This is a genomic window from Flavobacterium daejeonense DSM 17708 (assembly GCF_000425425.1).
In the GTDB taxonomy this organism is placed as follows: domain Bacteria; phylum Bacteroidota; class Bacteroidia; order Flavobacteriales; family Flavobacteriaceae; genus Flavobacterium; species Flavobacterium daejeonense.
Map to the genome: position 1 here is coordinate 158,993 of NZ_AUDK01000006.1, position 24,837 is coordinate 183,829.

The 24,837-nt window shown below is 32.2% G+C and carries 24 protein-coding genes and 1 pseudogene; 19 read left to right on the plus strand and 6 right to left on the minus strand.

The window, feature by feature from the left end:
• Positions 1–42 precede the first annotated feature (42 nt).
• The 17 genes from H599_RS0107315 to H599_RS0107405 all read left to right on the plus strand — a co-directional run bounded on the left by H599_RS0107315 (position 43) and on the right by H599_RS0107405 (position 18,123).
• Entirely contained in the window at positions 43–1,068 is a 1,026-nt protein-coding gene (locus H599_RS0107315; RefSeq protein ID WP_026713533.1) for an NAD(P)/FAD-dependent oxidoreductase, read from the plus strand.
• A 71-nt stretch (positions 1,069–1,139) separates the two neighbouring features.
• Positions 1,140–1,598 (plus strand): methyltransferase family protein, encoded by a 459-nt coding sequence (locus tag H599_RS0107320; protein WP_026713534.1) that lies wholly within the window; start codon positions 1,140–1,142, stop codon positions 1,596–1,598.
• A gap of 109 nt (positions 1,599–1,707) precedes the next feature.
• Positions 1,708–2,145 (plus strand): PaaI family thioesterase, encoded by a 438-nt coding sequence (locus H599_RS0107325; RefSeq protein WP_026713535.1) that lies wholly within the window; start codon positions 1,708–1,710, stop codon positions 2,143–2,145.
• Positions 2,146–2,184: 39 nt separating this feature from the next.
• A complete protein-coding gene (locus H599_RS0107330) occupies positions 2,185–3,033 on the plus strand; it encodes an RteC domain-containing protein (protein WP_026713536.1) in 849 nt (282 codons plus the stop codon).
• Positions 3,034–3,146: 113 nt separating this feature from the next.
• Positions 3,147–3,434, plus strand: a complete 288-nt coding sequence (locus tag H599_RS0107335) for a helix-turn-helix domain-containing protein (RefSeq protein ID WP_026713537.1) — start codon at positions 3,147–3,149, stop codon at positions 3,432–3,434.
• A gap of 130 nt (positions 3,435–3,564) precedes the next feature.
• On the plus strand, positions 3,565–4,455 hold the full coding sequence (locus H599_RS0107340; protein ID WP_026713538.1) for a hypothetical protein: 891 nt from the start codon (positions 3,565–3,567) through the stop codon (positions 4,453–4,455).
• A gap of 89 nt (positions 4,456–4,544) precedes the next feature.
• Complete coding sequence (locus H599_RS0107345) at positions 4,545–5,171, plus strand: AAA family ATPase (protein WP_026713539.1); 627 nt, start codon at positions 4,545–4,547, stop codon at positions 5,169–5,171.
• A gap of 201 nt (positions 5,172–5,372) precedes the next feature.
• Positions 5,373–6,002, plus strand: coding sequence for a hypothetical protein (locus H599_RS0107350; RefSeq protein ID WP_026713540.1), 630 nt, complete (start codon positions 5,373–5,375; stop codon positions 6,000–6,002).
• 238 nt (positions 6,003–6,240) lie between these two features.
• Positions 6,241–6,966 (plus strand): DUF6577 family protein, encoded by a 726-nt coding sequence (locus H599_RS0107355; RefSeq protein ID WP_051590674.1) that lies wholly within the window; start codon positions 6,241–6,243, stop codon positions 6,964–6,966.
• Positions 6,967–6,991: 25 nt separating this feature from the next.
• Positions 6,992–8,059 carry a nucleotidyl transferase AbiEii/AbiGii toxin family protein gene (locus tag H599_RS0107360; protein ID WP_081810527.1) on the plus strand — a complete coding sequence of 356 codons (1,068 nt, stop codon included), beginning with the start codon at positions 6,992–6,994 and terminating at the stop codon, positions 8,057–8,059.
• Positions 8,060–8,062: 3 nt separating this feature from the next.
• Entirely contained in the window at positions 8,063–9,841 is a 1,779-nt protein-coding gene (locus tag H599_RS20270) for a restriction endonuclease subunit S (protein ID WP_051590675.1), read from the plus strand.
• Positions 9,838–11,424: an AAA family ATPase gene (locus H599_RS0107370; RefSeq protein ID WP_026713543.1), complete on the plus strand. Its 1,587-nt coding sequence runs from the start codon at positions 9,838–9,840 to the stop codon at positions 11,422–11,424. The genes H599_RS20270 and H599_RS0107370 overlap by 4 nt, the downstream gene beginning before the upstream one ends.
• On the plus strand, positions 11,421–12,302 hold the full coding sequence (locus H599_RS0107375) for a hypothetical protein (protein WP_026713544.1): 882 nt from the start codon (positions 11,421–11,423) through the stop codon (positions 12,300–12,302). The genes H599_RS0107370 and H599_RS0107375 overlap by 4 nt, the downstream gene beginning before the upstream one ends.
• A gap of 8 nt (positions 12,303–12,310) precedes the next feature.
• Positions 12,311–14,122: a hypothetical protein gene (locus tag H599_RS0107380; RefSeq protein WP_026713545.1), complete on the plus strand. Its 1,812-nt coding sequence runs from the start codon at positions 12,311–12,313 to the stop codon at positions 14,120–14,122.
• 4 nt (positions 14,123–14,126) lie between these two features.
• Positions 14,127–15,587: a type I restriction-modification system subunit M gene (locus tag H599_RS0107385; RefSeq protein WP_026713546.1), complete on the plus strand. Its 1,461-nt coding sequence runs from the start codon at positions 14,127–14,129 to the stop codon at positions 15,585–15,587.
• A gap of 17 nt (positions 15,588–15,604) precedes the next feature.
• Positions 15,605–16,339, plus strand: coding sequence for a peptide arginase family protein (locus H599_RS0107390; RefSeq protein WP_026713547.1), 735 nt, complete (start codon positions 15,605–15,607; stop codon positions 16,337–16,339).
• A gap of 1,361 nt (positions 16,340–17,700) precedes the next feature.
• A complete protein-coding gene (locus H599_RS0107405; protein WP_026713549.1) occupies positions 17,701–18,123 on the plus strand; it encodes a DUF6943 family protein in 423 nt (140 codons plus the stop codon).
• Between the two features lie 71 nt (positions 18,124–18,194).
• Here H599_RS0107405 and H599_RS21000 read toward each other — a convergent pair whose 3' ends face one another.
• The 4 genes from H599_RS21000 to H599_RS0107425 are packed head-to-tail and all read right to left on the minus strand — an operon-like array spanning position 18,195 to position 19,736.
• Positions 18,195–18,371 (minus strand): hypothetical protein, encoded by a 177-nt coding sequence (locus H599_RS21000; RefSeq protein WP_169736895.1) that lies wholly within the window; start codon positions 18,369–18,371, stop codon positions 18,195–18,197.
• Positions 18,358–18,573 carry a hypothetical protein gene (locus tag H599_RS0107415; RefSeq protein ID WP_026713550.1) on the minus strand — a complete coding sequence of 72 codons (216 nt, stop codon included), beginning with the start codon at positions 18,571–18,573 and terminating at the stop codon, positions 18,358–18,360. Before H599_RS0107415 ends, H599_RS21000 begins: the two co-directional genes overlap by 14 nt.
• A 9-nt stretch (positions 18,574–18,582) precedes the next feature.
• Positions 18,583–18,978, minus strand: a complete 396-nt coding sequence (locus tag H599_RS0107420) for a DUF5675 family protein (protein WP_026713551.1) — start codon at positions 18,976–18,978, stop codon at positions 18,583–18,585.
• Entirely contained in the window at positions 18,978–19,736 is a 759-nt protein-coding gene (locus H599_RS0107425) for a hypothetical protein (protein ID WP_026713552.1), read from the minus strand. The genes H599_RS0107420 and H599_RS0107425 overlap by 1 nt, the downstream gene beginning before the upstream one ends.
• Positions 19,737–20,030: 294 nt before the next feature.
• Between H599_RS0107425 and H599_RS20545 the strand changes: the two genes are divergently transcribed.
• Complete coding sequence (locus H599_RS20545; RefSeq protein ID WP_081810528.1) at positions 20,031–20,234, plus strand: hypothetical protein; 204 nt, start codon at positions 20,031–20,033, stop codon at positions 20,232–20,234.
• 465 nt (positions 20,235–20,699) lie between these two features.
• Here H599_RS20545 and H599_RS0107430 read toward each other — a convergent pair whose 3' ends face one another.
• A complete protein-coding gene (locus H599_RS0107430) occupies positions 20,700–20,939 on the minus strand; it encodes a hypothetical protein (protein WP_026713553.1) in 240 nt (79 codons plus the stop codon).
• Between the two features lie 147 nt (positions 20,940–21,086).
• On the opposite strand from H599_RS0107430, the gene H599_RS0107435 reads away from it, so the two are divergent.
• Positions 21,087–23,702: a beta-glucosidase gene (locus tag H599_RS0107435; protein ID WP_026713554.1), complete on the plus strand. Its 2,616-nt coding sequence runs from the start codon at positions 21,087–21,089 to the stop codon at positions 23,700–23,702.
• A 273-nt stretch (positions 23,703–23,975) separates the two neighbouring features.
• Here the strand turns inward: H599_RS0107435 and H599_RS20885 are convergent.
• Positions 23,976–24,837: pseudogene (locus H599_RS20885) on the minus strand (hypothetical protein); the annotation flags it as partial.

Below are 24,837 nucleotides of genomic sequence, written 5' to 3' on the forward strand. Positions count from 1 at the left end.
ATTTATTCTGCCCATCAAATAATTTATAAATCTAAAAACAAGATGGTTGAATCGAAAAAAATATCAAGACGAGAATTAATTAAACAAGGTGGTCTTGCTTTATCAGTTTTAGCTTTACCTTTTCCATTAATAACATTTCCAAATTTTAACGATATGACAGATAACAAAAATTTTGACGTAATCATTGTTGGCGGAAGCTATGCAGGGCTTTCAGCAGCAATGGCTTTGGGACGATCATTAAGAAACGTTCTAATTATTGATAGCGGTTTGCCTTGTAATAGACAAACACCACATTCACATAACTTCATTACGCAAGACGGAGAAAAACCAAGCGTTATTGCAGAAAAAGCAAAAAAGCAAGTGTTGCAATACGATACAGTAAAATTCATAACTGACCTTGCTGTTAATGGAACAAAAACCGATAAAGGATTTGAGATTTCAACTCAGTCAGGAAAAGTATTTTCAGCTAAAAAGCTCATTTTTGCAACAGGATTAAAAGATAAAATACTAAACATCAAGGGATTTTCTGAATGTTGGGGAATTTCAGTTCTTCATTGTCCCTATTGCCACGGATATGAAGTGAAAAATCAAAAAACAGGAATTTTTGCAAATGGATACGGTGCATTTCATCTGGCTCGACTCATTAGTAACTGGACAAAAGACTTGACAATATTTACTAATGGCAAATCAGAATTGACACAAGAGCAAACTGATGAAATCAAAAGACACAATATTTCAATTGTTGAAAAAGAAATTACCTCATTGAAACACCAAAACGGAGAAGTTGAAGAAATAATTTTTTCTGACAATTCAACTTTTCAATTAAAAGCTATCTACTCAAGACCTCCTTTTGAACAACACTGTAAAATCCCCGAATTATTGGGTTGTGAATTGACCGAACAAGGGCTTATCAAAGTAGATGCGTTTCAGAAAACAACAGTAGATAATATATTCGCTTGTGGTGACAGTACTAATCCTCTTCGTGCTGTATCATATGCTGTATCAACAGGAAATAATACAGGAGTGTTTTTGAATAATGCTATGGCAGAAGAAGAATTTTCAAAATAACAATAATAGCTGCATATAATCTGCTGCTGGCGTTAACCGTCAGCAGCAAGCAATTTTTAAATCAATTCAGTATGAAAACTTCAATACCGCGCATCCCCCCTCCAATTCATTTACTTGTAGGATTAACTGCGATGATACTACTCAGTTCATTTGTTCCAATCGGACATTGGTTAGTTTTTCCTTGGAGATACATAGGAATTATAATAATTGTTCTTGGATTTTCTCTTGCTATTGGAAGTGGCATGTTCTTTCGAAAATTTGGCACAGATCCTCGCCCAGGTAACCGGGCATCCCTAATTATAATAAAAGGACCATTCAAGTTTACAAGAAATCCGATGTACCTGGGGTATATCACTATACTTATTGGCATTTCAATACTTTTAGGAACATTTTCCCCTCTCATTGTAATCCCAATCATTTTTTTAATACTTCACACGCAATTTGTACTTCGAGAAGAGAAATGGATGGAAGAATGGTTTGGGGATCCATACTTAGAATATAAAAAGAAAACCCCAAGGTGGTTAATTTAAGAAAAATGCTTGCTATTAAAGAAGGAGATACTGTAATAATAAGTGGTTCAATATTTCAAAATCACTAAGATTTTGAAGAAATGGTATTAGAATTATAAATCAAAATAAGATGGAAAATAAAAGATTACAATTGCTTCAAAGCTTTATTGGAAGACCATTTTCAGGAAGTCCGTCCCCATTTGCAAAATGGCTAAATGGGACGGTGATTGCTGTTGATGAAAATTCTGTTGAATTTCAATTTGAGGTACGAAAAGAGATGACTAATCCGGCAGGAACGCTTCACGGTGGGGTTATTTGTGGAATGTTTGACGATTGTATTGGTGTAAATTTTATGATTTTAGGCACTGATAATTTCTTTCCCACTATTAATATAAATGTTGAATTTTTTAGTGCGGCAAAAGAAGAAGATACAGTCATAGTAAAAACGAGTGTTATTAAAAAAGGTAAATCAATAATCAATGTAAAAGCAAATATGTTTAGCTCTAAAGGAATTATTGCCTCCGCAACATCAAATCTTGTGATAAGTGAAATAAAAATCACGATGTAAGTACGGTTCACTGAACTAATCTTTCAAACAAAGTATAAATTGAACAATAAAGCCACACAACTACTATCAAAACTAAATGAGCAATTAAATTTTACCGATTTAGAAATAGATGATCCAATATTGAGAAGTGAAAATGCAATCAATATAATTATTACCTCAATCGAAAAATTAAAAGCAATCTTTGAAAAAGAAAAGGTAAGATCCCAAGAACAAGAAATAGATTTTTTCAAAAACATAAAACCAAAGTTTACCTCAAAACTAATTTATTACAACGCCATCTATAAAATAGAAACTAAAAAACCGCATGGAGGCGAACGTATTATAAAAAAGTATCTAAACAACGAATTAGAGAAACTAAAAAGATATTTTGATAACAATTTAGACTTTTACAAATATTACCGGACAGGAAGTAACTATTTAGACCATAAGTATTTTACCAGAGGTAAATTCGATATTAAACTCACTTTAGACAGCTTTTATTTTGAAGCAGACCGTACCTTTTCTACTTCGCACGATTTTAAAGTGGCTAAAATTATGGCACATGATTTAATCCAGGTTTACTTAGAAGATAAGCTGTTGATTATGGAAAATAAAGAACCAAAAGAAAAATCACAAGTCAATCCCAAGGTGAAACAAAATTGGACAAGCTCTAAAGTCGCATTAATAGAGCTTTTATACGCGTTGCATACCGAAGGTGTGTTCAATAATGGCACCTCCGATTTAAAGGATATTGCCGAATATTTCGAAAGCATCTTTAATGTCAATTTAGGTCAGTACCACAGGGCGTTTCTTGAAATTAGAATACGAAAATCAGACCAAACTAAATTCCTCAACTCATTAAAAGAAAAATTAATAAAGCGAATGGAAAACACAGAAGACCTGTTGTAATACCAATAAATACAGCATTTTGAATAAAAATCTTTCACAACTTGTGATTGACTTGTGATTTAAATCTATTCAAAACCTACAAATTTGTACCATAACAATCTAAAACATCAGTTATGGCAGTACAAGTTATCACAATCGAAGACCTCAACGAATTCCGTAGTCTTCTCTTAAATGATTTAAAAGAAATCATTCAATCCAAACCACAACAAACAAAACAGTGGCTCAAATCCAATGAAGTCCGCAAACTGTTAAACATTTCTCCAGGTACTTTACAAAACCTTCGCATCAACGGAACACTAACTTATACCAAAGTTGGTGGAATTATGTATTATGATAATGCAGACATCGAAAAACTCCTTCAGGGAAACAAAGTAAATGCTTTACCTACTCTGTTTAAATAGAGTTATTCCGAGGAGCAAAGTAGTGTTGTCATACTAAGCTTGCCGAAGTATTTCCTGCGAAGCAGGTCAATGCTTGAATAAAATTCAAGCTACACTATTCACTAATTACTTTTCACTAATCACTAGTAAAATGAACTACATCAAACACCTAACGGGTTTCTTCGACCGTATCATTCAAGACCGGGAACTAAACCCAACACATATAAGTTTATACATAGCACTTTTCCAAGCATGGAATGTGAACCGTTTTAAAAATCCAATCAGTATTACAAGGGATGAAATGATGCGAATTAGTAAAATATGTTCCAAAGCTACCTATCATAAATGTATGCGAGAACTAAACGAAAAACAGTACATAAAATACGAACCATCATTTAACCCGTATAAAGGCAGTATGGTAATTTTATTCAATTTTTCAGAAGACTTAAAGCCAGTTCAAAAAAAAGACAACAACACTAAAAAAATTTCACTAGATACTGGACAGGTTCTAGACAAGCACAAAACAATTACTAAGACTACTACCGAGACAGCTACTGAACAAGCACTAGTACCTTCAATAAACTATATAAACAATACAAACATTTCAAACGATAAAAACGTTTCAAACTTGGAAAAGCACACAAAAAAATTTGAAGAAATAAATAATTCCAATTTAAAAAATGAAACTGAGGAAGAGAAAGAAAAAAAGTTGCGCGAAAAAAAGAAAACTGTTTCGGATTCACCGAATCAAATTGAAATCAATCATAAAACAGGAGTTAAAGAGAATTTTCAGCCATTAATCGAAGAAGTCAAAACCTATTTTCAAGAAAACAACTTTCCGGAACTCGAAGCCCAAAAATTCTTCAATTACTTTTCAAGTATAGGATGGTTAGTCGGTGGCAAAACACCAATGGTCGATTGGCAAGCAGCAGCACAAAATTGGATGATTAACGCCCTAAAATACATTTCAAATGCAGAACAACCAAACAGAGCAAAACAACTCAACACAACAACTGACAAAGACTATTCAGAACCTCTTTAGCTTTTTTGTCGTACTGAACTTGTTTCAGCATTTCATCTTTTGCGAACCTAGCGTTAATCTTTGCGGACTTTGCGGTTAAATTTTTAGTTATGGAAAACGAAATAAAATCCCATTACAACTACACAGAAGTAATCAATTGGCTCGAAGCCAAAGGCGTTGAACTATACGGAAATCATTTCAAAATCCTTGAAACCGATTATCCTATCGTTTACAAGCTTATTGCCTATTTTCTAAAAGATGAACCAACATGCTTTCAATTACACATTAACCTCAACAAGGGAATATTATTAACTGGACCAATCGGCTGCGGAAAAACTTCATTGATGAATTTAATGAAATACCTAACAGCAACAGAACATAAATTTTACGTAAAACCATGCCGAGACATAAGCTTTGAATTCATCCAGGACGGCTATCAAATAATTCACAAATACAGCAAAGGCAAACTCTACGAAGCAGACCCACGAACAATATGCTTTGACGACCTTGGCACAGAAAATAACCTAAAATACTACGGCAACGAATGCAACGTAATGGCAGAAATTCTATTAAGCAGATATGATCTATTTATTTCAAAAAAACTACAAACCCACATCACAACCAACCTTTCAGCATCAGAAATAGAAAAACAGTATGGTAACCGAGTTCGCTCTAGGCTTAGGGAACTTTGCAATTTAATAGCCTTCAACAATGTTGCTAAAGACAAGCGTAAATAAATTGCATAATCACGAACACAAAAAAACAATAATAAAGCGTGAGTTAATGGTCAATTTGATAGCTTATGATAAATCAACACCAGATAAACGCTAACGTCAGTTCGAGTGTTTTTTGTGCAATGAAATGGAACAAAAAATGTATCGACCCGAGCGAAGCGAATTGAGCGTAAGCTAGAACCTTTCAAATAACCGAATAACAACATGAAAACTATAACCACCTTCTGGAACTACTTCCAACAAAACCACTTCGTTTTCCTACTCCTAAACGAAATTCCAAAAGAAGAAATAAAAATCCATTTTGATAAACTAATCGAAATACTACACCAATACAACAAAGACATAGACCTCATCATTAAAAACAAAACAAATGCTGCAGAGTTAATAATAACAGCAAACGGAAATCCTTACCTCTTCAAAGAAGTAGAATTGCTAGCTCATCACGCTCCAGTTGTAGAACATTGGAAAATAACCGCATTCCTCCAACCCGAAACCAACCTAACCAAATACGAAAACGGAACTGACAAACCACTAGAATATTACGGCATCACATTACGAATAAGCGAAATGTATTTCATCCCATTAGAAAACCCAAACAAACCAACCGATTTAGGAATAAAAGTACTACTCAAAAACTACATCGTCCATAAAGACAACCCAAGACTTCGAGAAGCTGTTTATGTTCATATTGAGCATTTAATCGGAGAAAAGTCCTTTGCAAATAACTTATCCTTTATCGAAATTGACCAACTAAAAAACGAAGATTTAGAAGACGATGGTGTACTTGAATTATACAATTTAAAGTTTTTTATTGACTCTTTGGAATACGATTAAGTTTCGGCAGTAAAGATATTTTAATGCCAAAACTTTACTGATTAATTATGCTATGTATCAATTTAGTGAGTTTAAACCTCACAATGCAACTATGAAACATAAATAAGTAGATTGCGATATAATTTTGACCAAATTTGGGACAAAATCAAATCATATAACTTTGGCAAAATCACACTATTTTTGCCAAAATTATATTTGTTAAAAATATTTTATTACATTTACTACAAATAAATAAAAATTGGAGAAAACTGTTGAAAATCATATAATAAAATATTTTGATAACAAAGAAGTCTTATCAAAGGAAGATTTGATGGAACTACTCAAAAACGATTTTCCCACTTGGTCAGATAATACCATTAACACCTACTTGTATAAACTAAAAAAAAATGGCGTGATAGATAATATCTCCAGAGGAATATATACCGTTGGAAAAATCCAATTATTCACACCAAAAATTGACAAACAATTAAAAAAAATAGCCAGTAGAATTCACAAAGGATTTCCATTCGTTAACTATTGTGTTTGGAATAGCTCTTGGTTAAACGATTTGATGCGTCACCAACCATTTAAAAATTTTACAATCGTTGAAATCGAAAAAGTGGCTGCAGAACAAGTATTTAATGAACTGAACGCTTCTTTTCAAAATACCTTTATAAACCCGGACGAAATTTTCTTCGAAAGATACATCAGTGTATTAGACAATGTAATTATTGTAAAAAACTTATATTCTGAAGCACCCATTTCGAAAACTAATGATTTGACTATCCCAACACTTGAAAAAATATTAGTCGATATAGTAATTGATGATACCCTTTTTGCTGCACAACAAGGAGAATTAAATTTTATTTACCAATCAGCCTTTAACAAATACGACATAAACGAATCAAAAATGAAACGATATGCAGCAAGAAGAAATCGAGAAACAGAAGTAGAAAAATTGATAAATATAAGTTTGGCAAAATAGATGGTTTTTTGCCAATAATATACAAATGATGATTAGCAACGAAAGCCATACATTAGATTGGATTCTTAACTTAAGAAACAAATTAGGAAAACGTATTGATCCCAAATTAATTGAAAAAGTAATTTGGGCACTAACACTATTGGAACAATTAAAAATAAACGGTTTAGACTTTACATTCAAAGGCGGAACAGCATTGTTGTTGGCAACCGAAAAACCAAAACGATTCTCAATCGACATCGATATCATAACAGAACATTCCGAAAAAGAAATAATAGCAGTTTTACAAAAAATAGTGGAGGAACAAATTTTTCTGGATTGGGAAGACGATAACGACCGCAAGCATACACCCGATGCCCCAATCGGACATTTCAAAACCTATTACAAAAGCGTAGTAGATGGTAATATCGAACCTATTTTATTGGACCTGCTCTATACACCAAATCCTTATCCTCAAATTCAGGAACTGTCAATAAAACACAATTGGATTTCCACTTCGGGTGAAGAAACTATAATTGCAATGCCAACCTTTGATGCTATTCTAGGCGATAAGTTAACAGCATTTGCTCCCAACACAACGGGAATACTTTACAGTAAAAACCGACCAGTAGAAATCATAAAACAACTATATGACATCGCATTTCTATTCGATAACATAAGTGATTTATCAGTAGTAAAAAACAGCTACAACAAAGTAGTTCAGGAAGAAATTGGATTTAGAAAATTAGCAATAACAACAACCGAAGTTTTAGAAGATACTTGGCAAACTTGCTACAAATTAGCCGAACGTGATATAAAATCAGAAGAGTTTAATCAGCTGCAAGTAGGTATTCGCAATTTTACCAACTTCACAATTGACCGATTCAACATAGACGAAGCCATAACAGCAGCGGCTAAAGTGGCTTATCTTACCAAATTATTACAAGCCAAAGAAGAACTAAAAATCGAAAGGTTTAAAAACCCTCTCGAAATAAAAGATTGGATGATTGAAGACCAGAAATACAACAAACTAAACAAATTAAAAAAGAACAACCCAGAAGCTTTTTACTATTGGTTTAAAGCTCCTAATGATGAAATAAATCGTTTGGAAGATTAAAAAATGAAAGAAAAACAAGAGAAATATAATCTACCTACAGGATGGTCAGTTGCTACAATTGAGGAATTGATTGATGGTAAAAATGGTATATTCAAAGATGGTGATTGGATTGAAACCAAAGACCAAAATCCAAATGGAGAAGTTAGATTAATTCAACTAGCAGATATAGGGGATGGTTTTTTTAGAAATCGTTCAGACAGATATATGACTAAAGAGAGAGCTTTAGAGCTTAATTGTACATTTTTAAAAAAAGGAGATATTCTTGTAGCTAGGATGCCAGATCCATTAGGAAGAGCTTGTGTTTTTCCGTATTCAGAAGAAGAAAAGTATGTTACAGTAGTTGATGTTGCAATAATTAGAACTGAACAAAATGGTGTTGACAGTAGTTACCTTACACATTTTATTAATTCACCAGTGATAAGAAAGCAAATCGAAGAATTGCAAACAGGTACAACTCGAAAAAGAATATCGAGGGGAAACTTGTCAACGATAAAAATTCCTGTACCCCCATTAAATGAGCAAATTAAAATTGCATATAGAATTGATGAACTTTTCAGTGCGTTAGACCAAGCTGTATTAAGCCTTAAAAAAATGAATAATCAACTTAAAATATATAGGCAAACTTTATTGAAAAATGCATTTGAAGGTAAATTAACAGAGTCTTGGAGAGGGGAAAATAAATCAGAATCATCAGAGAATTTATTGAAGCAAATTGAAAATGAGCGTCAGAAACGTTATGATAATGAATTAGAAAAATGGAAGACAATAATAGAAAACTTGAAAAATGGAGAAAAGAAACCAATAAAACCTAAACTAGATAAACAACTAAGTATTAATAAAAGTGATTATATTTCTTTCTCAAATATTCCAAATAATTGGAGGTTAACTAAAATAGCAAATATATCTAAAGTTGGTACTGGAACAACTCCATTGAAAAGTAGAACAGATTATTATAAGAATGGAAGTATTCCGTGGGTTACAAGTGGAGCTTTAAATAATTGGATGATTAATAAACCGTCTACTTATATTTCTGAAAAGGCACTTAAAGAAACTAATTTAAGGCTTTATCCTCAAAACACTTTATTAGTTGCATTATATGGGGAAGGAAAAACACGTGGAAAATGCTCTGAGCTTGCTTTCGATTCTACAATTAATCAGGCGATTGCAGCAATTGTCCAAAAAGAAAGCGAGGAAAAACTACGAAAATATTTAAAGTTTTATTTTGTTAAAAATTATGTAGAACTAAGAGAACAAGCAGTTGGTGGTGCTCAACCTAATTTAAACTTAGGAATAATTGAAAATATTCTTATACCAATTCCTTCTTCTAATTATGAAATCAATTTAATTACTGATGAATTAGATTCCCAATTTTCAATAATTGAAAATCTTGAAGAAACTATCTCTAAGAGTATAATCAAATCAGATATAATAAGAAGTTCGATACTTAAAAATGCATTTGAAGGGAGATTAGTTGAACAAGATTTAAATGATGAGGAAGCAATAGAATTAATAAAGCGAAACACTATTGAAAAGAAAAAATATTTGGAGAGCCAAAAAAAGAAAGAAAAAATAATTAAAAAAAAACCAGTGAAGATGAACAAGGGACTAACTATTGAAGAGGTTCTTGAAACTTCTGAAAAACCTATGCTTTCAAGTGATGTTTGGCAACAAAGTAAGCATAAAAACAACATTGAAGACTTTTATAAAGAGTTAAAAAAAATCCAATGTAAAATTGTAGAAGTTAAAAAGGATAATAAATCATTATTATCACTAGTAAAATGAGAATCGACAAAGTACATATAAAATCACGTTTCAAGAATCTTGAGGATTTCACTATTGATATCGATGAAAATGCATGGGAAACAGTTTTACTTGGTCTCAATGCCACAGGTAAATCCAACTTTCTTGAAGCAATCGTAATTATATTTAGAGATTTAGATTTATTCTATAATTATAACAAAAAGGTTAAAAACCCTTTTGATTATTATATCAAGTATGAGTGTAGAAATAATTTTATTGAAGTAACTTTTGAAAATGAAAAATATAATTTTATTCTAAATGGAAAACCTGTTACTACAGAATTTACTAAAAATATAGATCATTATTTACCTAAGCATATTTTCGTCTACTATTCTGGCATTAGTGATAGATTGGCTGATTTATATATACCACACCAAAAACTTTATTATGAAGAAATAATAAAAAAAGATGCTAAAATTGATCAATTCGATACAATAAGAAGAATATTTCTTGCACAAAATATTCACGCAAACTTTGCGCTAATAGCATTTTTCATGTTCCAGGATGAACAGAGTGATGAAACATTGAAATTTTTAAAAGATGAATTAAAAATAAACGATTTTGGTTCGGCTCTCTTTATGCTTAAACAACCAATATGGGCTAAATCAAAAAAAAACAAGAATGAACTTCTATGGGGTGCAAAAGGACTTGTTAAAAATTTTCTTGAAGAACTATTGAAATTTTCATATGCACCAATACAGCATAAAGAACGTATTGAAGTATCTTATAAGAAAGCAGAAACACAAGATAGACTCTATCTTTATTTAAAGGACAAAAAAACATTTTTAGATTTAGTTGAATTAAAGTATAAAAATAAAATTGAATTATTTAATGCTCTTGAAAGTATTCATATATCAGATATGCTTCATGACGTAAAAATTAAAGTCCAAAAAGAAGGTGTTAACGGAGAGCTTTCTATGTCCGAGCTGAGCGAAGGAGAAAAGCAATTACTTTCCGTTTTAGGTTTATTGAAATTTACAAATGATGAAGAATCACTTATTTTATTAGATGAGCCAGACACACATTTAAATCCAATGTGGAAATGGAAATTTTTAGATTATTTAGACCGTGTTGTTAAGCGAAAAGAGAACACTCAAATTATATTTTGCTCGCATGACCCATTAGTGATTGGAAATTTAAAAAAGAATCAAGTTCAAATTTTTAAAAAAAATAAAGAAGGAAAAACAGAAGCATTTAATCCTCATATTAGTCCACGTGAAATGAGTATATCAAAAATTTTAACTAGTGAGCTATTTGGCATACCATCATTAATGAGTAAAAAATTAGAAGATTTATTGAATCAAAAAAGGTTTTTGCAAGCAAAAATATCGCAAGGATTAATTAATGATGATGAAAGAGCTCAATTTGGAAGACTTAAAAAATATTTTGATAACATTGGTTTTAATGATGATACCTCAGATAGTAGATACAATCAATATTTAAAACTAACCAGTAACCATAAAGAATTTACAAATAGAAAATATACCAAAGAGGAAGCTGAAGAACTTGATAAAATTGCAAAAGAAGTCCTTGATGCAATTATAAAAGAAGAAAATAGCAAATGAGATATATAGATAGAAATAAATTCAGGCAAGCTGTTGAAGAGTTTGGATGGGAAGCTATTAAAATTTCCCAGCACAATGCTATGAATGGAATGACTATAGGTGAGAAAAAAGTATTCATTCGAAATCATCCCGAATGGAATCAGCTTCAACCAATCATGTTAGGTCTTTCTCACAATAAATGTTGGTATACTGAAGGACCGATAGGACCAAATGATTTTGAAATTGACCACTTCAGACCTAAAAGTAAATCAAGAGAAAAAATTGATTATACAAATCCAGATAGTAAATCTAGGGTATTGAAAGAAGATGGATATTGGTGGCTAGCGTATGAATGGTTTAATTATAGATTATCAGGTACATATCCAAATAAGTTAAGAAGAGATCGCTTAGGTGATTGTGATGAAGTGAAAGGTAAAGGTGATTGTTTTCCACTAGATTTAGTCAATGGTAGGATTGCTAATGATGGAGAAAATATTAATTGTGAAGAGTCAATATTACTCGACCCTTTGAACCCAGTAGATGTTAGCTTACTTACCTTTGAAAAAGGCATACCTATTCCAGCAACAAATGATCCTGAAGAAATAAACAGGGTCAATCAATCAATTTTTTATTATCATTTAGATTTAGATCAATTGAACCGTGATAGAAAAATTGTTTGGGATGAATGTGTTTCGCATATTGAAGATGCAAAAGAAGCCATTGATAATTCCCTAACTAGAGAAAACAAGAAAAGTATGATGGATAAGTGTTATAGAGAATTAATAAAGATGGTTGATTCAGAAACTAGACCATATACAAGTTCTGCAAAAGCTTGCATTATGGTTTATTCGGAGCTATTAGGGTATGATTGGCTAAAGCTATTAGTTAGAACATTATAATTTATTAAATGAAAATTGAAGTATTAAATAAAAGTCACATTCTAGAAGCTGCTTCAATAATTGATGAACAAGGTATTCCTAAAAAATTTGTATGGAGCCAATATTATGTGATAGTGAATGATAAGGAATATCAGTTCAAATACTTAATTAGATTAGCTTATCAATTAGCTACTAATGAAGAACTTGATTTTCAATCAAGCGATGCAGTTAGAAAGCATTTTGAAGAATTAGGTTATGTATTTAAATACTATGAAAAAGGATATAATTTTTATACAAAAGATGAATTACAATTTTATAGTTCCATAGTTAATACTGATTATAGAACTATTAACCCTGATCAAAAATTTTATGGACAGAAACTATACCCAATTATAGCAAAAACTAAATTTTGGGCAGAACAAATTTTAATAGATGGATTCAAGCTTCGTCAAGATGGTAATTGGTTAAATGGTCATGTAGCTAAAATTAAACCTTATTTCTGGCCAAGAATTTACAGTGGTGAGGATAAAGACATTTTTTTTAATGTAGAGGTTAACGGTTCTAATAATTTCATTGGTTACAAACTTGATGGTTATTTTGAAACCACTAAGAAACTACCCGATTATAAAATTAAGTTATTACAAGAATACAGGGAGATTGCAAAGTGGGATTGGCCAAAAATTTCATTTGATAATTTAGATGAATATAATTGGAATAAGCTTATTGATGAAAGTAAGTCATACATACAAAAGCATTTACTTCATCATAATCATTTGAAGAAAATTTTGTCTAAAGAATCTAAAATATGCAGAATAACATGGAATACTAATGGTTGGATAAAGCCATCCGGTCTTTCTGGTAAATCAAATTATCCAAGTTTTGAAAAGGAGAATGGATTTGGCCATGAGGAGTGGCTTTTTGATGGAGACAAAATAATTGAAGGTTATAAATACGGATTTTTAGAGCCTATCCATAAATTCAGACCTAAGTATGAAGCTAAGCTTTTTGACCTTTTATTATACACAAAAGATTCTGATTCAAATCAAAGCTATTGGGTAACAACTTTAAAAGATGTTGAGGTTGTGAGCTCAGAAGAATCTGAAAATGTACTTGCTCATTACAAAAAGAGAGGGTGGTATGATGAAATGAAATCAGATTTATATAATCTTAACTTAGATTCAAAACAGTTAGATACATGGATTAAGGAAGGAGCTGAGCAATTATTTAATGTAAAATTTAAAGCCTTACAAATAAATGAAATTCCTAATGATTTAATTTTAGTAGAAAATCCTAATGAAATTCCATCAAATAGATATTTATTAATGGATTTTAAAAATGAAGTAACTGGAAAAATTATCGAAAAGATAAATACTAATTTTTCATTTGATAATTCAGGTAGTGAGGAAGCTGAACTTGAATCAAAAGGTAAAAGAAAGGGAATCAGAAAAGATATTGAATTAGAATTCAAACATAACCTTCTACAAAAAAAATTTCTAAAATTTTTACAAGACGAATATGGTAGAAGTGCTGTTAAAAGAGAATGTACAGCTTATGGAGCTTCGCGAATTGATATAACTAGAAGAACGAATACTGGTTTCGTTTTTTATGAAATTAAAACATATAATAATTTACGTTCATCAATAAGAGAAAGTTTAGGACAGTTACTTGAGTATTGTCTATACCCTAATGTAAATGAAGCAGAAAGCATTGTTTTAGTTTCCCATGTAGAGCCATCTATAGAATTAAAAGAATACATAATTCACATTAAAAAATTCATTAACCTTCCTTTTTCCTATATTCATTTTGATTTAGAAAAAGAGAAAATAATTTCAGAAATATAAAAATATGTCAACAAATAATTTAATAGCTAAGATTTGGTCATTCTGTGATACATTACGTGATGATGGTTTAGGATACAATGATTATCTTGAACAATTAACATATTTACTTTTCCTTAAAATGGCAGATGAAAATACAACAAAGTATAATCTACCTGAAATTTGTGACTGGAAAAAATTAGTAGCTAATTCTAGAGGAGAATTGCTTGAACAGTATGAAGAAATATTAAAAACATTGGCTGAATCTGGTGGGATGCTTGAAAAAATATTTGCAGGTGCACAAAATAAAATTCATGACTCCATAAAGCTAAAAAAATTACTCCTTTTAATTGACGAAGAAAATTGGTCTTCTACAAATGCAGATATTAAAGGAGAAATCTATGAATCATTGCTTCAAAAAAATGCAGAAAATAGTGGTGCTGGTCAGTATTTTACACCAAGACCCGTAATTCAAGCAATGGTAGAGTGCATAAAACCTTTACCAATGGAAACAATTGCAGATCCATCATGCGGAACTGGAGGCTTTTTCTTAGGTGCATTAAACTATATACGTGAAAATAATAAGTTAACAGAAACAAAAGAAAATTTTCTAAAATTTGAAACATTTCATGGTTGGGAAATAGAAAAGGCAACAGCAAGGTTATGTTTAATGAATCTATATTTACATGGAATTGGCGACTTAAAAAAAACACCAGACATACAAGTTTCTGATAGTTTAAATCCACAAAAAGTTGGTAAAGAAATTCCAAGAGTAAAAATTGTACTTGCAAATCCACCTTTTGGTAGAAGTAGTAGTGATATTCCAACAACAGATAAGAATCAAGCAGAGAAAGACGGATATTTTTTGCGTGAAGATTTTTGGGTAACAACAGGCAATAAACAATTAGCTTTTCTTCAACACATTGTATCAATGCTAGAAGAAAACGGAAGAGCAGCGGTAGTATTACCTGATAGCGTACTTTTTGAAGGAGGAGCAGGTGAAATTATTCGTAAAAAAATGCTTGATGAAGTTGATTTACATACAATATTAAGATTGCCAACAGGTATATTTTATGCACAAGGAGTAAAATCAAATGTTTTATTTTTTGAAAAAAAGAAAAATATAAAAAAGAAAGCAACATCTGAAGTTTGGTTTTATGATTATAGAACTAATGTTCACCATACTCCGAAAAACAATCAAATTGCTTTTAAACATTTAGAAGAGTTTATCAAATGTTATAATATTGGTTCAGAAAAGAAACGAACTGAAACATGGTCAACTGAAAGTCAAAAAGGTCGTTGGAGAAAATATTCATATGATCAAATTATTGAGAGAGACAAAACCAATTTAGATATATTTTGGCTTAAAGATGATAGTTTAATTGACCTTGAAAATCTTCCCGATCCAGAAACTCTTATTGATGATATTATTGAAAATATAGAAAGTACATTGGCAAACTTTAAAAGCATTAAAGATTCTTTGAACTAAGTTTTAATTTTAAATAAATGGATGAGGGTGAATTAGAAATAAATGGTAAAAGAGTTTTTATATGTGAACATCATCATCATGTCCTTAAATTTTGGTCTGAGTTCAAAGAGCGAAAACCTTACTTATTAACTTTTGATCATCACACAGATTTACATAGAGCTTTTCAAGGTGAATTAAATAGAATAAGTTTACAAGCAAAGTTTGAGTCTCAAGATGCCTGGGATGAAGCTCAAAATAAATTATTAACTAAATTAATTGAAAATAATTTCTTTTCAATTAACGAATTAAAACATGATGAGCACATTGATGCGGCAATAAAATTAGGATTTATAAACAAAGCCTTAGTTTATAGTTACGATTCATATAGAAACAGACCTGATAGAGTATATTGTATTAATGGTAATGAGAATTATTTAAATCAATCAGTGATAAATAATCCAAGAAATTATGATAATAACAATGAAGTGATAAATTCAAAAGAATTAACTGCTAATTTTAAACTTTTTAATTTATGTATACCTCAAGAAAGCTGGACTAATAATTTTATTTTAGACATAGATTTAGATCTTTTTAAAACCTGCAAATCAATAAAACCAGATGATGTTTCTTTTTTTAAAATGCTAATAGAAAAATCAATTGCAATTTCAATAGCTAAGGAAAGTGTATTTGTAAATAGTTGGAGAAGAGAATTTGATGATAAACTTTCGGTTGAATATCTGTTAAAAGAGTTAATAGCCTTAATACAAGAATAAAATAAAATGAATGTATTAAATTGATTAAATCATTTTCTAATTGCCACTCCTTCCCAACGCTCCAAAAGTTTTTGTATGCCAGAAGTTTATCACTCCGATAGATAAATGGTGCAAGGCAACAAAAACTTTTCCCAAAGCTTCTTTACATAATGTGGCATTATAGTGCATAAAGAACTATCCTGCTACTAAAGAAATTCACGGATGCACTATAATAACATTATGTAAAAAAGCCGCTCACCCAACGCTCGTGCCAGTGGCTCCAGGACAACATTTTTTGCAGCTCCCATCGCATCACCCAGCTACAAAAAACACTGTCCTTCGCCACTGTCTTTAACAACGTTCACCATTTCATCGGAAACTTTACGGTTATAATTACTTTTAAGAACGTACACGTTAACTGTTTTTATAATCTTTGTGCTTAAATCGGTAGTGTTTTCATTGCTTTTGTAAGTAATAAAATGGCTTTTAATTTCAGTTAGTTTGCCTTGGATAAAAGCCATTTTATTACCCACAAAACCAAAACCCCAATAAGAGTATCATTTTTTATTTGCCAGAAAATAAGCAATAATTGCTCCAGCGAAAAAGCTGATGCCATAACGTTACTAATAATTTCTTTGACAAATTCAACACAATATCTTTCTTTCAAGCCTATGGCATCAGCTTTTCCACTAAAGCAATCAGAAACATCTCAGTAAGCAAATAAAAAATGATACACTTATTTGCGCTACTGCCACATCGCACTCGGTAGTATAATGCATTGTTTTTTGAAGATGCCTCTCATTTCCATAAGATTATTTATTGCTAACTAAACACTGCGACTGTCAACTGACTTTCAGGCATCCTCAAAAATCAAATCCAAAAAAGAGTATCAAATTCTTTGGCCGGATGAATAGCTTTTATTTTCTGATTTGGTTTATTCATCCATCCAAAGAATTTGATACCCTTTCCAAAGACGACCATCTTCCAAATCAACACTCATTACCTTGTGCTAAAATCCAATTAAACAAGAACGTTTTGAATTTGAAATCAAAATAAAAAATAAAAAAAGAGAGCAAAGATAAGTTCCAGGTATTCAAAAAAGCAAGTTCAAGCCCTTCGGGTTTCAGAAAAAATCTCCACCCATACCGTTTCAAAACACATTTAGTTTTCGATTAGACACTCCAGATTTCTATCATGCATCGGGTAGTATTTTTTCTGAAAAACTTGTTTTTTTGAAACCTTCCACTTAAACGGATGGCTTTCTTTTTTTTCTTTTTTTCTTTTGAAAAATTTAATGGGCAGAGCGTAGCGAGGCACATCTGTATTTCATAAGAAACATTGCGAAAAATTGAAAATTAATCTAATTTTTAAAAGCCGCTGTTATGCTGAAATTTATCATTAAAACCCACAAAAAAGGAACTATTTACTCAAAACCACATTTATTCCTACTTAACAAAGGGATAAACAGTGGAAAACCACAAAAAGAGCCATTTACAAACAGTTTTGTTATCATTTTTGAAAATGATTCTGATTTTGATACCATCAATTTAACGGCTTATGCGCTTTGGAAAACTAAATTTTGGCATCAATTTCTTTCTGGTTCGGTTATTCCGTTTTTGCGTTTAAATGATATTAGAAAAGAGTTTTCAACTAAAGTTAACCAGGAGATAAAAGACCACAAGGAACAGGTTAAAAACGTGCAAACTTTGAAGTTTTTAGAACAAAGCGAAAAACGTTTTAATGAAAACCTAAATCTCATTAATGATATGCGCAGAGTAATCTTATTTAGATATATAAGTAAATAAAAAAAGCTCATCCCTTTCGGTTTGAGCTTTCATTTTGTTTAACCCAATGGTCACCACAACTAGGGCTAAACTTATTTTTTGTGCTTCTTATTTAGGCTTTTAAGCAGTAACGAAATCGTAAAACTGACAACCGCTCCAATAGTGGCTAAGATAACTGTTTTTGCAATATCTTCAGATTGAATATTCGGAACAATACTTAAAAATGTACCTCCAGCTGTACCAATTAAGGTATGATTATTCGCTGTCATTAGTTGTGGTCAACTGACTTGCAGCTGTCAAAACACCTCCAGCTAATGCAACATAGCCACCAATAGTCGTAACGATTACTGGAAGTGCTATTGGAGCAGCTAAAATAGTTCCACCAACGGCAGCCAATGCCAACCCAACAGTTCGAAGCACTTTAAAAAACTTAGGCGTAGGAGCTTTTGCTCTATTAATGATTTTTTTCATAATTTAAAATTAAGATTGGATTAGTATTTCAACACTTTCTTTATTGTCCAATGCTTGATAAACAATCTTTTTAAGCTTTTCAAAAGCTATTCGAGACATCAAACCAAGTCCAGGACCAGAAAGTTTGGTAACGGGAGCGATACAACCATTTAATTCTTTCAAAGCGTTATTAGCAGGATGAAATAGAATCAAACTTCTATTTTCAACATCAACCACTTCTAAATGCCATTTGAACTTCTGACTGTAACGCTTTCTAATAAAATATTTCCCTTCTGGAGTACAAGAAACTCTCCTTTCATTATTCTTCCAAGGCAATTCAATCGTATAACAAATAAATTTGCCTTCCCATTCGAGTTTCCCATTAGTTCCTTCAGGGAAATAAGTTCTAGTTAACCAAATAACCATTACACACCGCTATCAACTTTCGCAATCGATAATGGGTTAAAAGCACCATTTTTCAATGGGTACATTTGTCCATTTATCTCCTGATAAAACTCAAGACCTAAAGCCAAAAACAATGGTTTTGTTGAGTTAGCAGTAACCACATTGGTTTGATTGATAGCTGCCGTAGCAGTTCCATCCCAAGGTAAGATTGCAGTTTCAGAAGTAGCAACCACAAAAGTTTCTGCTTCAAAATCTACTTCAGCACCACCAGAGATGATTTTAAAATGCGTAGTACCACTTGGAGCAGCAATCATATTTGCAGGAATAAATGATGCTAAATCAACTTTAATTTCACCCGCTACACGGTCAATCGTTGCTACAAACGGAGCAAACAAACTAGTTCCAAGCTTACCACGAATATTGAATTCAAAACCAAATAGCAATTCAGCTTCACCATCAATTACATTACGCAAACCTCTTTCGCTAGTCGTATCCGCTTGGATAACTTTCACCATTCTTTGAGTAAGTCTGCTAACCATTCTGCTATCTGCAGAATTTAAAAGCAACGGTCTTAAAGCCGTTCTAAGCATTTTTCCTGCCTTTCCAGCTCTACCAAACTCAGAGCCATTCTCACGAGTTCTTTGAAACGCAGGATCACTGGCAATTCTACTAGCGTCTATGCCGCCTTTTTCTCTGGCCAAGTGACCATCTTGCGTTTTGTAAAAAGTAATATCTCCGATAGTACCTTTTAATTTAATTATGCCTTTCTGTCTAGCCATAACTTCAAAATTTATATTCTACATTCAGAATGTTTGGTACATTCCTTCAAACCTCACAATTCAATCCCAGATGCATCTTCAAAACAGAATTATTACACAAAGCTTTCACAAAATCTATTATATTCAAAGCAGCTGGTACCATAAACGCCTACAAGTAACTAAAACGACCTTTTTAGACTATTTTACCCTTGATTAAATAAATTAGAATAAATACCTTTGAAAATGCTTTAATATCACTTGCAAATCAATAATGAATACTGTACAGCAAATGCATACCAAAGGCATGGATAGTGTATGAGATTAGAACAAAAAAGAGTTTGCATATACCCAAAAGACGTACAAAGAATTACCGGAAAGAGTTATAGAACAGCAAGATTACTATTATTAAGCATCAAGAAGCATTTAAATAAACAAGAACATCAATTTATAACTATTGAAGAGTTTTGCACCTACACAGGGCTAAAAATAGAACTTGTACTTCCTTTAATTGTTGGGTAAAAGTTGAGGTCAATTTTAACCTCAAAATAAGTTTACAAAGTATAAAAACTTGTTCATTTAGTAGTTCAAATAATGGTCTTAACTATTGGATTATAAAGGAATAATGATTATTTTTGCCTCATACAATTTGATGTTCTTTATTGGTATTCATTAGTGACCTATTTAATGACCTATCAAAACATAATACAGCGAAACCCTTGAAAACATTAGCATAAGAAAGAGCAAACAAATCCCTCTTTCTCCGCCAAATGAAAAGCAAATGGTTACAAAACCCACTAAATTCAACGATTTAGTGGGTTTTTCATTTTAGGGCTATATCAAATTATTCATTAAATCACAAAGTTTAGGTGTCTTTCGAGGTGTCACTAAAAATTAAAATTCTAAGTGACTCCTCTCAACGAAAAACACCACTACTACAAGGTGTTCAACAACATATTCAAAAAGTATATATCTTGTGCGTAGTTATTAAATCAAATCAAATAAATTTAATACTAACTTTAAGGTTACCACAAATGAACAATCCTCTTTTACATTAAGAAAGTCAATAGTTTGGGAGTTTGTCCAATCTACACCAGAGTTACTGTCAATACCATTTTTTATATCAAAAAAGCCAACCTGATAAAACATATTAAAATCCAGCAACTTACAAATAAACATCAGTAATTCATTAACTAAATCCCCCCTAAATTTTGTATTTTGTCCCATACTGATTCTTGAATCAATTCCTACTTTTACAAACTAATATTAAAATCATTCATAGCTAAGTTTTATTTTTATCAAAAAAAATACCTAAATCATAAAAATAATAGACCAATAAAAAATTAATAATTTATAAAAACCAAATTTCAAAAAATGAGAAAAATACACTCATTAGCATTTATGCTGCAACTGGCCACCCTAAATACTTTTGCACAGGAAAAACTTCCGTTCAAAAACACTAATTTACCAACCGAACAAAGAGTCAATGATCTTGTTTCAAGAATGAGTATCGACGAAAAAATTACACAGCTCATGGATCATGCTCCTGCAATTAAACGTCTGGATATCCCCGAATACAATTGGTGGAACGAATCCTTACACGGAGTTGCCCGATCCGGATATGCTACTGTTTTTCCGCAATCTATTTCAATAGCATCTTCCTGGGATCGCCAGTTAATATTTGAAGTTGCCAGCGCCATCTCTGATGAAGCAAGAGCTAAACACCATGAATATTTAAGACGCGGTCAACACGGTATGTATCAGGGTTTAACTTTCTGGTCACCAAATATCAATATTTTTCGTGATCCACGTTGGGGGAGAGGTCATGAAACCTATGGTGAAGATCCTTACCTAACGGGTCAGCTAGGACTAAATTATGTTAATGGACTTCAGGGAAATGATAAAAAATACCTGAAAGTAATTGCTACCGCCAAACATTATGCTGTACACTCAGGACCGGAACCATCCCGACATCATTTTAACGCCCAAACCAGTGATGTAGATCTTTATGAGACCTACCTTCCTGCTTTTCGAACATTAGTCAAAGAAGGTCATGTTTATTCAATAATGGGAGCTTACAATCGTTTTAGAGGCGAATCGGCCAGCGCCAGCCCATTTTTGTTCGACATTCTTAGAAATAAATGGGGCTTCGATGGCTACATTGTTTCTGACTGTGGTGCCGTTACCGATATTTGGAAATGGCATAAAATTACCAACGATGCTGCCTCCGCTTCGGCTTTGGCCGTAAAAAATGGTTTGGATTTAGAATGCGGAAGCAGTTTCAAAGATTTAAAAGAAGCCATAAACCACTATTTAATTAGCGAAAAAGACATTGATATCGCAGTAAAAAGACTATTCACCGCCCGTTTTAAATTAGGTATGTTTGATCCTGAAGAAATTGTTCCTTATGCAAACATTCCCTTTTCAGAAAACAATAGCCCTGCACACGATTACTTGGCAAGAATTGCTTCTCAAAAAAGCATTGTCTTATTAAAAAACCAAAATCAAATACTACCGCTTTCCAAAAACATCAAAACCATAGCTGTTATTGGACCAAATGCCAACGATACACAATCCTTATGGGGAAATTACAGTGGAATTCCAAGTAATCCTATTACCGTATTGAAAGGCATTCAAAACAAACTGGAGCCTTTGACAAAAGTAATTTACGCTCAGGGAACTGATTTGGCTAAGGGAGTTCCAGCCATGGAACATATTCCTTCTATCTGCTTTCAAAAAGAAGATGGTACACAAGGGCTGACAGGTGAATATTATGACAATTTAGAATGGAACGGTAAACCTTTATTTACCAGAACCGACGATAATATTGATTTCGACTGGGATATCAACACTCCCGATTCACGCCTCAAAATGGGGAATTACAGCGTTAAATGGACTGGTTATTTAATTGCTCCCAAAACCGGAAGTTATCAAATTTCGGAATGGTCGAAACCATTTATGACTGTGGAAATTGAAAATGGAAAGCCTTCAGGTGGAAAAAACAATCATCATCCACGTTTTCGTCCACAAAAAATTGAATTAGAAGCAGGTAAAAAATACAAAGTAGAAATAAAGTATCAAAATTTCTACGGCGATGCCATTGCTAAATTAATGTGGGCGGAACCTAAGGAAGACTTACTTCAAAAAGCTACTGAAGTTGCTAAAAAATCAGATGCCATCGTATTGGTTTTAGGCTTAAATGAACGCTTAGAAGGAGAAGAAATGAAAGTTGAAGCCGATGGTTTTGCCGGAGGTGACCGCACCAGCTTGGATTTGCCTTCCAATCAAGTGGAATTGATGAAAGCAATGGTTGCTACAGGAAAACCTGTTGTCTTAGTTTTAATCAACGGAAGTGCATTGTCTATTAACTGGGCTAATGACAATGTTCCTGCAATTTTAACAGCAGGCTATCCGGGACAACAAGGCGGAAATGCCATTGCCGATGTGCTTTTTGGCGACTACAATCCGGCAGGACGACTTCCTGTAACCTATTATAAATCGGTTGAACAACTTCCCGATTTTGAAAACTATGACATGAAAGGCAGAACCTACAGGTATTTTGAAAAAACACCACTCTATCCTTTTGGTTTTGGATTGAGTTATACCAAATTTAAATATAGTAATTTACAACTTCCAAAGAATGTAAATCCGGAAAAAGATTTTGAAGTATCTGTTGATGTAACCAACACAGGAGAACGTGATGGAGATGAAGTTGTTGAATTGTATTTGAAAGACGAAAAAGCTTCAACTCCGCGTCCAATTTGGCAATTGGAAGGTTTTGAGCGTATCCACTTGAAAAAAGGAGAAACTAGAACCGTCCGTTTTACTATAAAGCTGAGGCAGCTTTCGATGATAAATTCCAAAAAGCAACGTGTCATAGAACCCGGATGGTTTACAGTGGCTGTGGGTGGAAAACTTCCTGATAATTCTACTGATATTCAAAATGGTAGATTTGAAATTTCAGGAAAAACTATAAATCTTGAGAAATAAAACATGATATTAAAAAGGACAGTCTAGGCTGTCCTTTGATTATATACTAATTTAGTTTTTTACGATCCCCCCTGAACTTCAACAAATCCAAAACATGACTTATTTTTATTCTACTAAGTTTCAACATAAATACCACAAAAACAAAAGTCTCCTATTTGGAAGACTTTCTATTTTTTACTTATTAATGAAATTTTATTTTTAGTTAGAAATTAATTATGACTCTTAAATAAAGTCAAAACTTGCTTATTTTTCAAACCTTACTATATCGTATCGTTAATTCTTAATTCTGGTTTCCGCTCCTAAATGATAAGGCATAGTTTCTTTTTTTGTTTGTAAAACAATATAATCCAATACAACTCCCGAATCGATTCTGAAAATTTTCAATCTTTGTTTTCCTGCTGTCTTGATAGCAACTTTTATTTTGTTTATCGCTTTGTTGGTTAACACATTTTCTTTCCATGTTTTACTTCTTCCTTCGGTTTTGAAATCTAAAATTTTAACCGGTTCATCGTTCCACTGCACGGCTATTCTAACTTTCCCATCTACATCCAGAGGATGAGTAGGTATAGCTACCAAATTTAATTCGGCATTATTGGTAATAGTTTCAGCAAAAATTTCATATTCTAATACAGCAGTCTTTTCATAATCAGTAACCGGTAAACTATTTAAAGGCGTAGCCTGCATTGCTGTTTTAGAATGACCGAATCCTTTCAATGCTTCCCATTTTAGATTTTCAAAAGGCTTGTTATTTACAAAACTTTCTGCATAAAGTACTGCTAAACCATTCTTTTCTACTATTGCATTTTTTGGAACATTAGTATAACTATCGGAAACATTTACTAAAATCTTTTTCTCAAAACCGTCTCCCTGAATTACCAAATAATCCGAAGCAGGTTTTCCTGCTTTTTCCCATTTGCTCCAATCAACGGAAAGCGATATTCTTTCTTCCAACAGCACAGAATCATCAGGAAAAAAATGACCTGAAGAAGAGCTTACTTGAATCCAATTGGGCAATGTCTTAAATTTCCACTTCAACGAGGCATTTTGAGTTTCCGGAAAGTAAACATCTATAAAATGTGATTCTGGATCATTAACATAAAATGTTGGTACTTTATCAATTCCATTAACTTTTAAA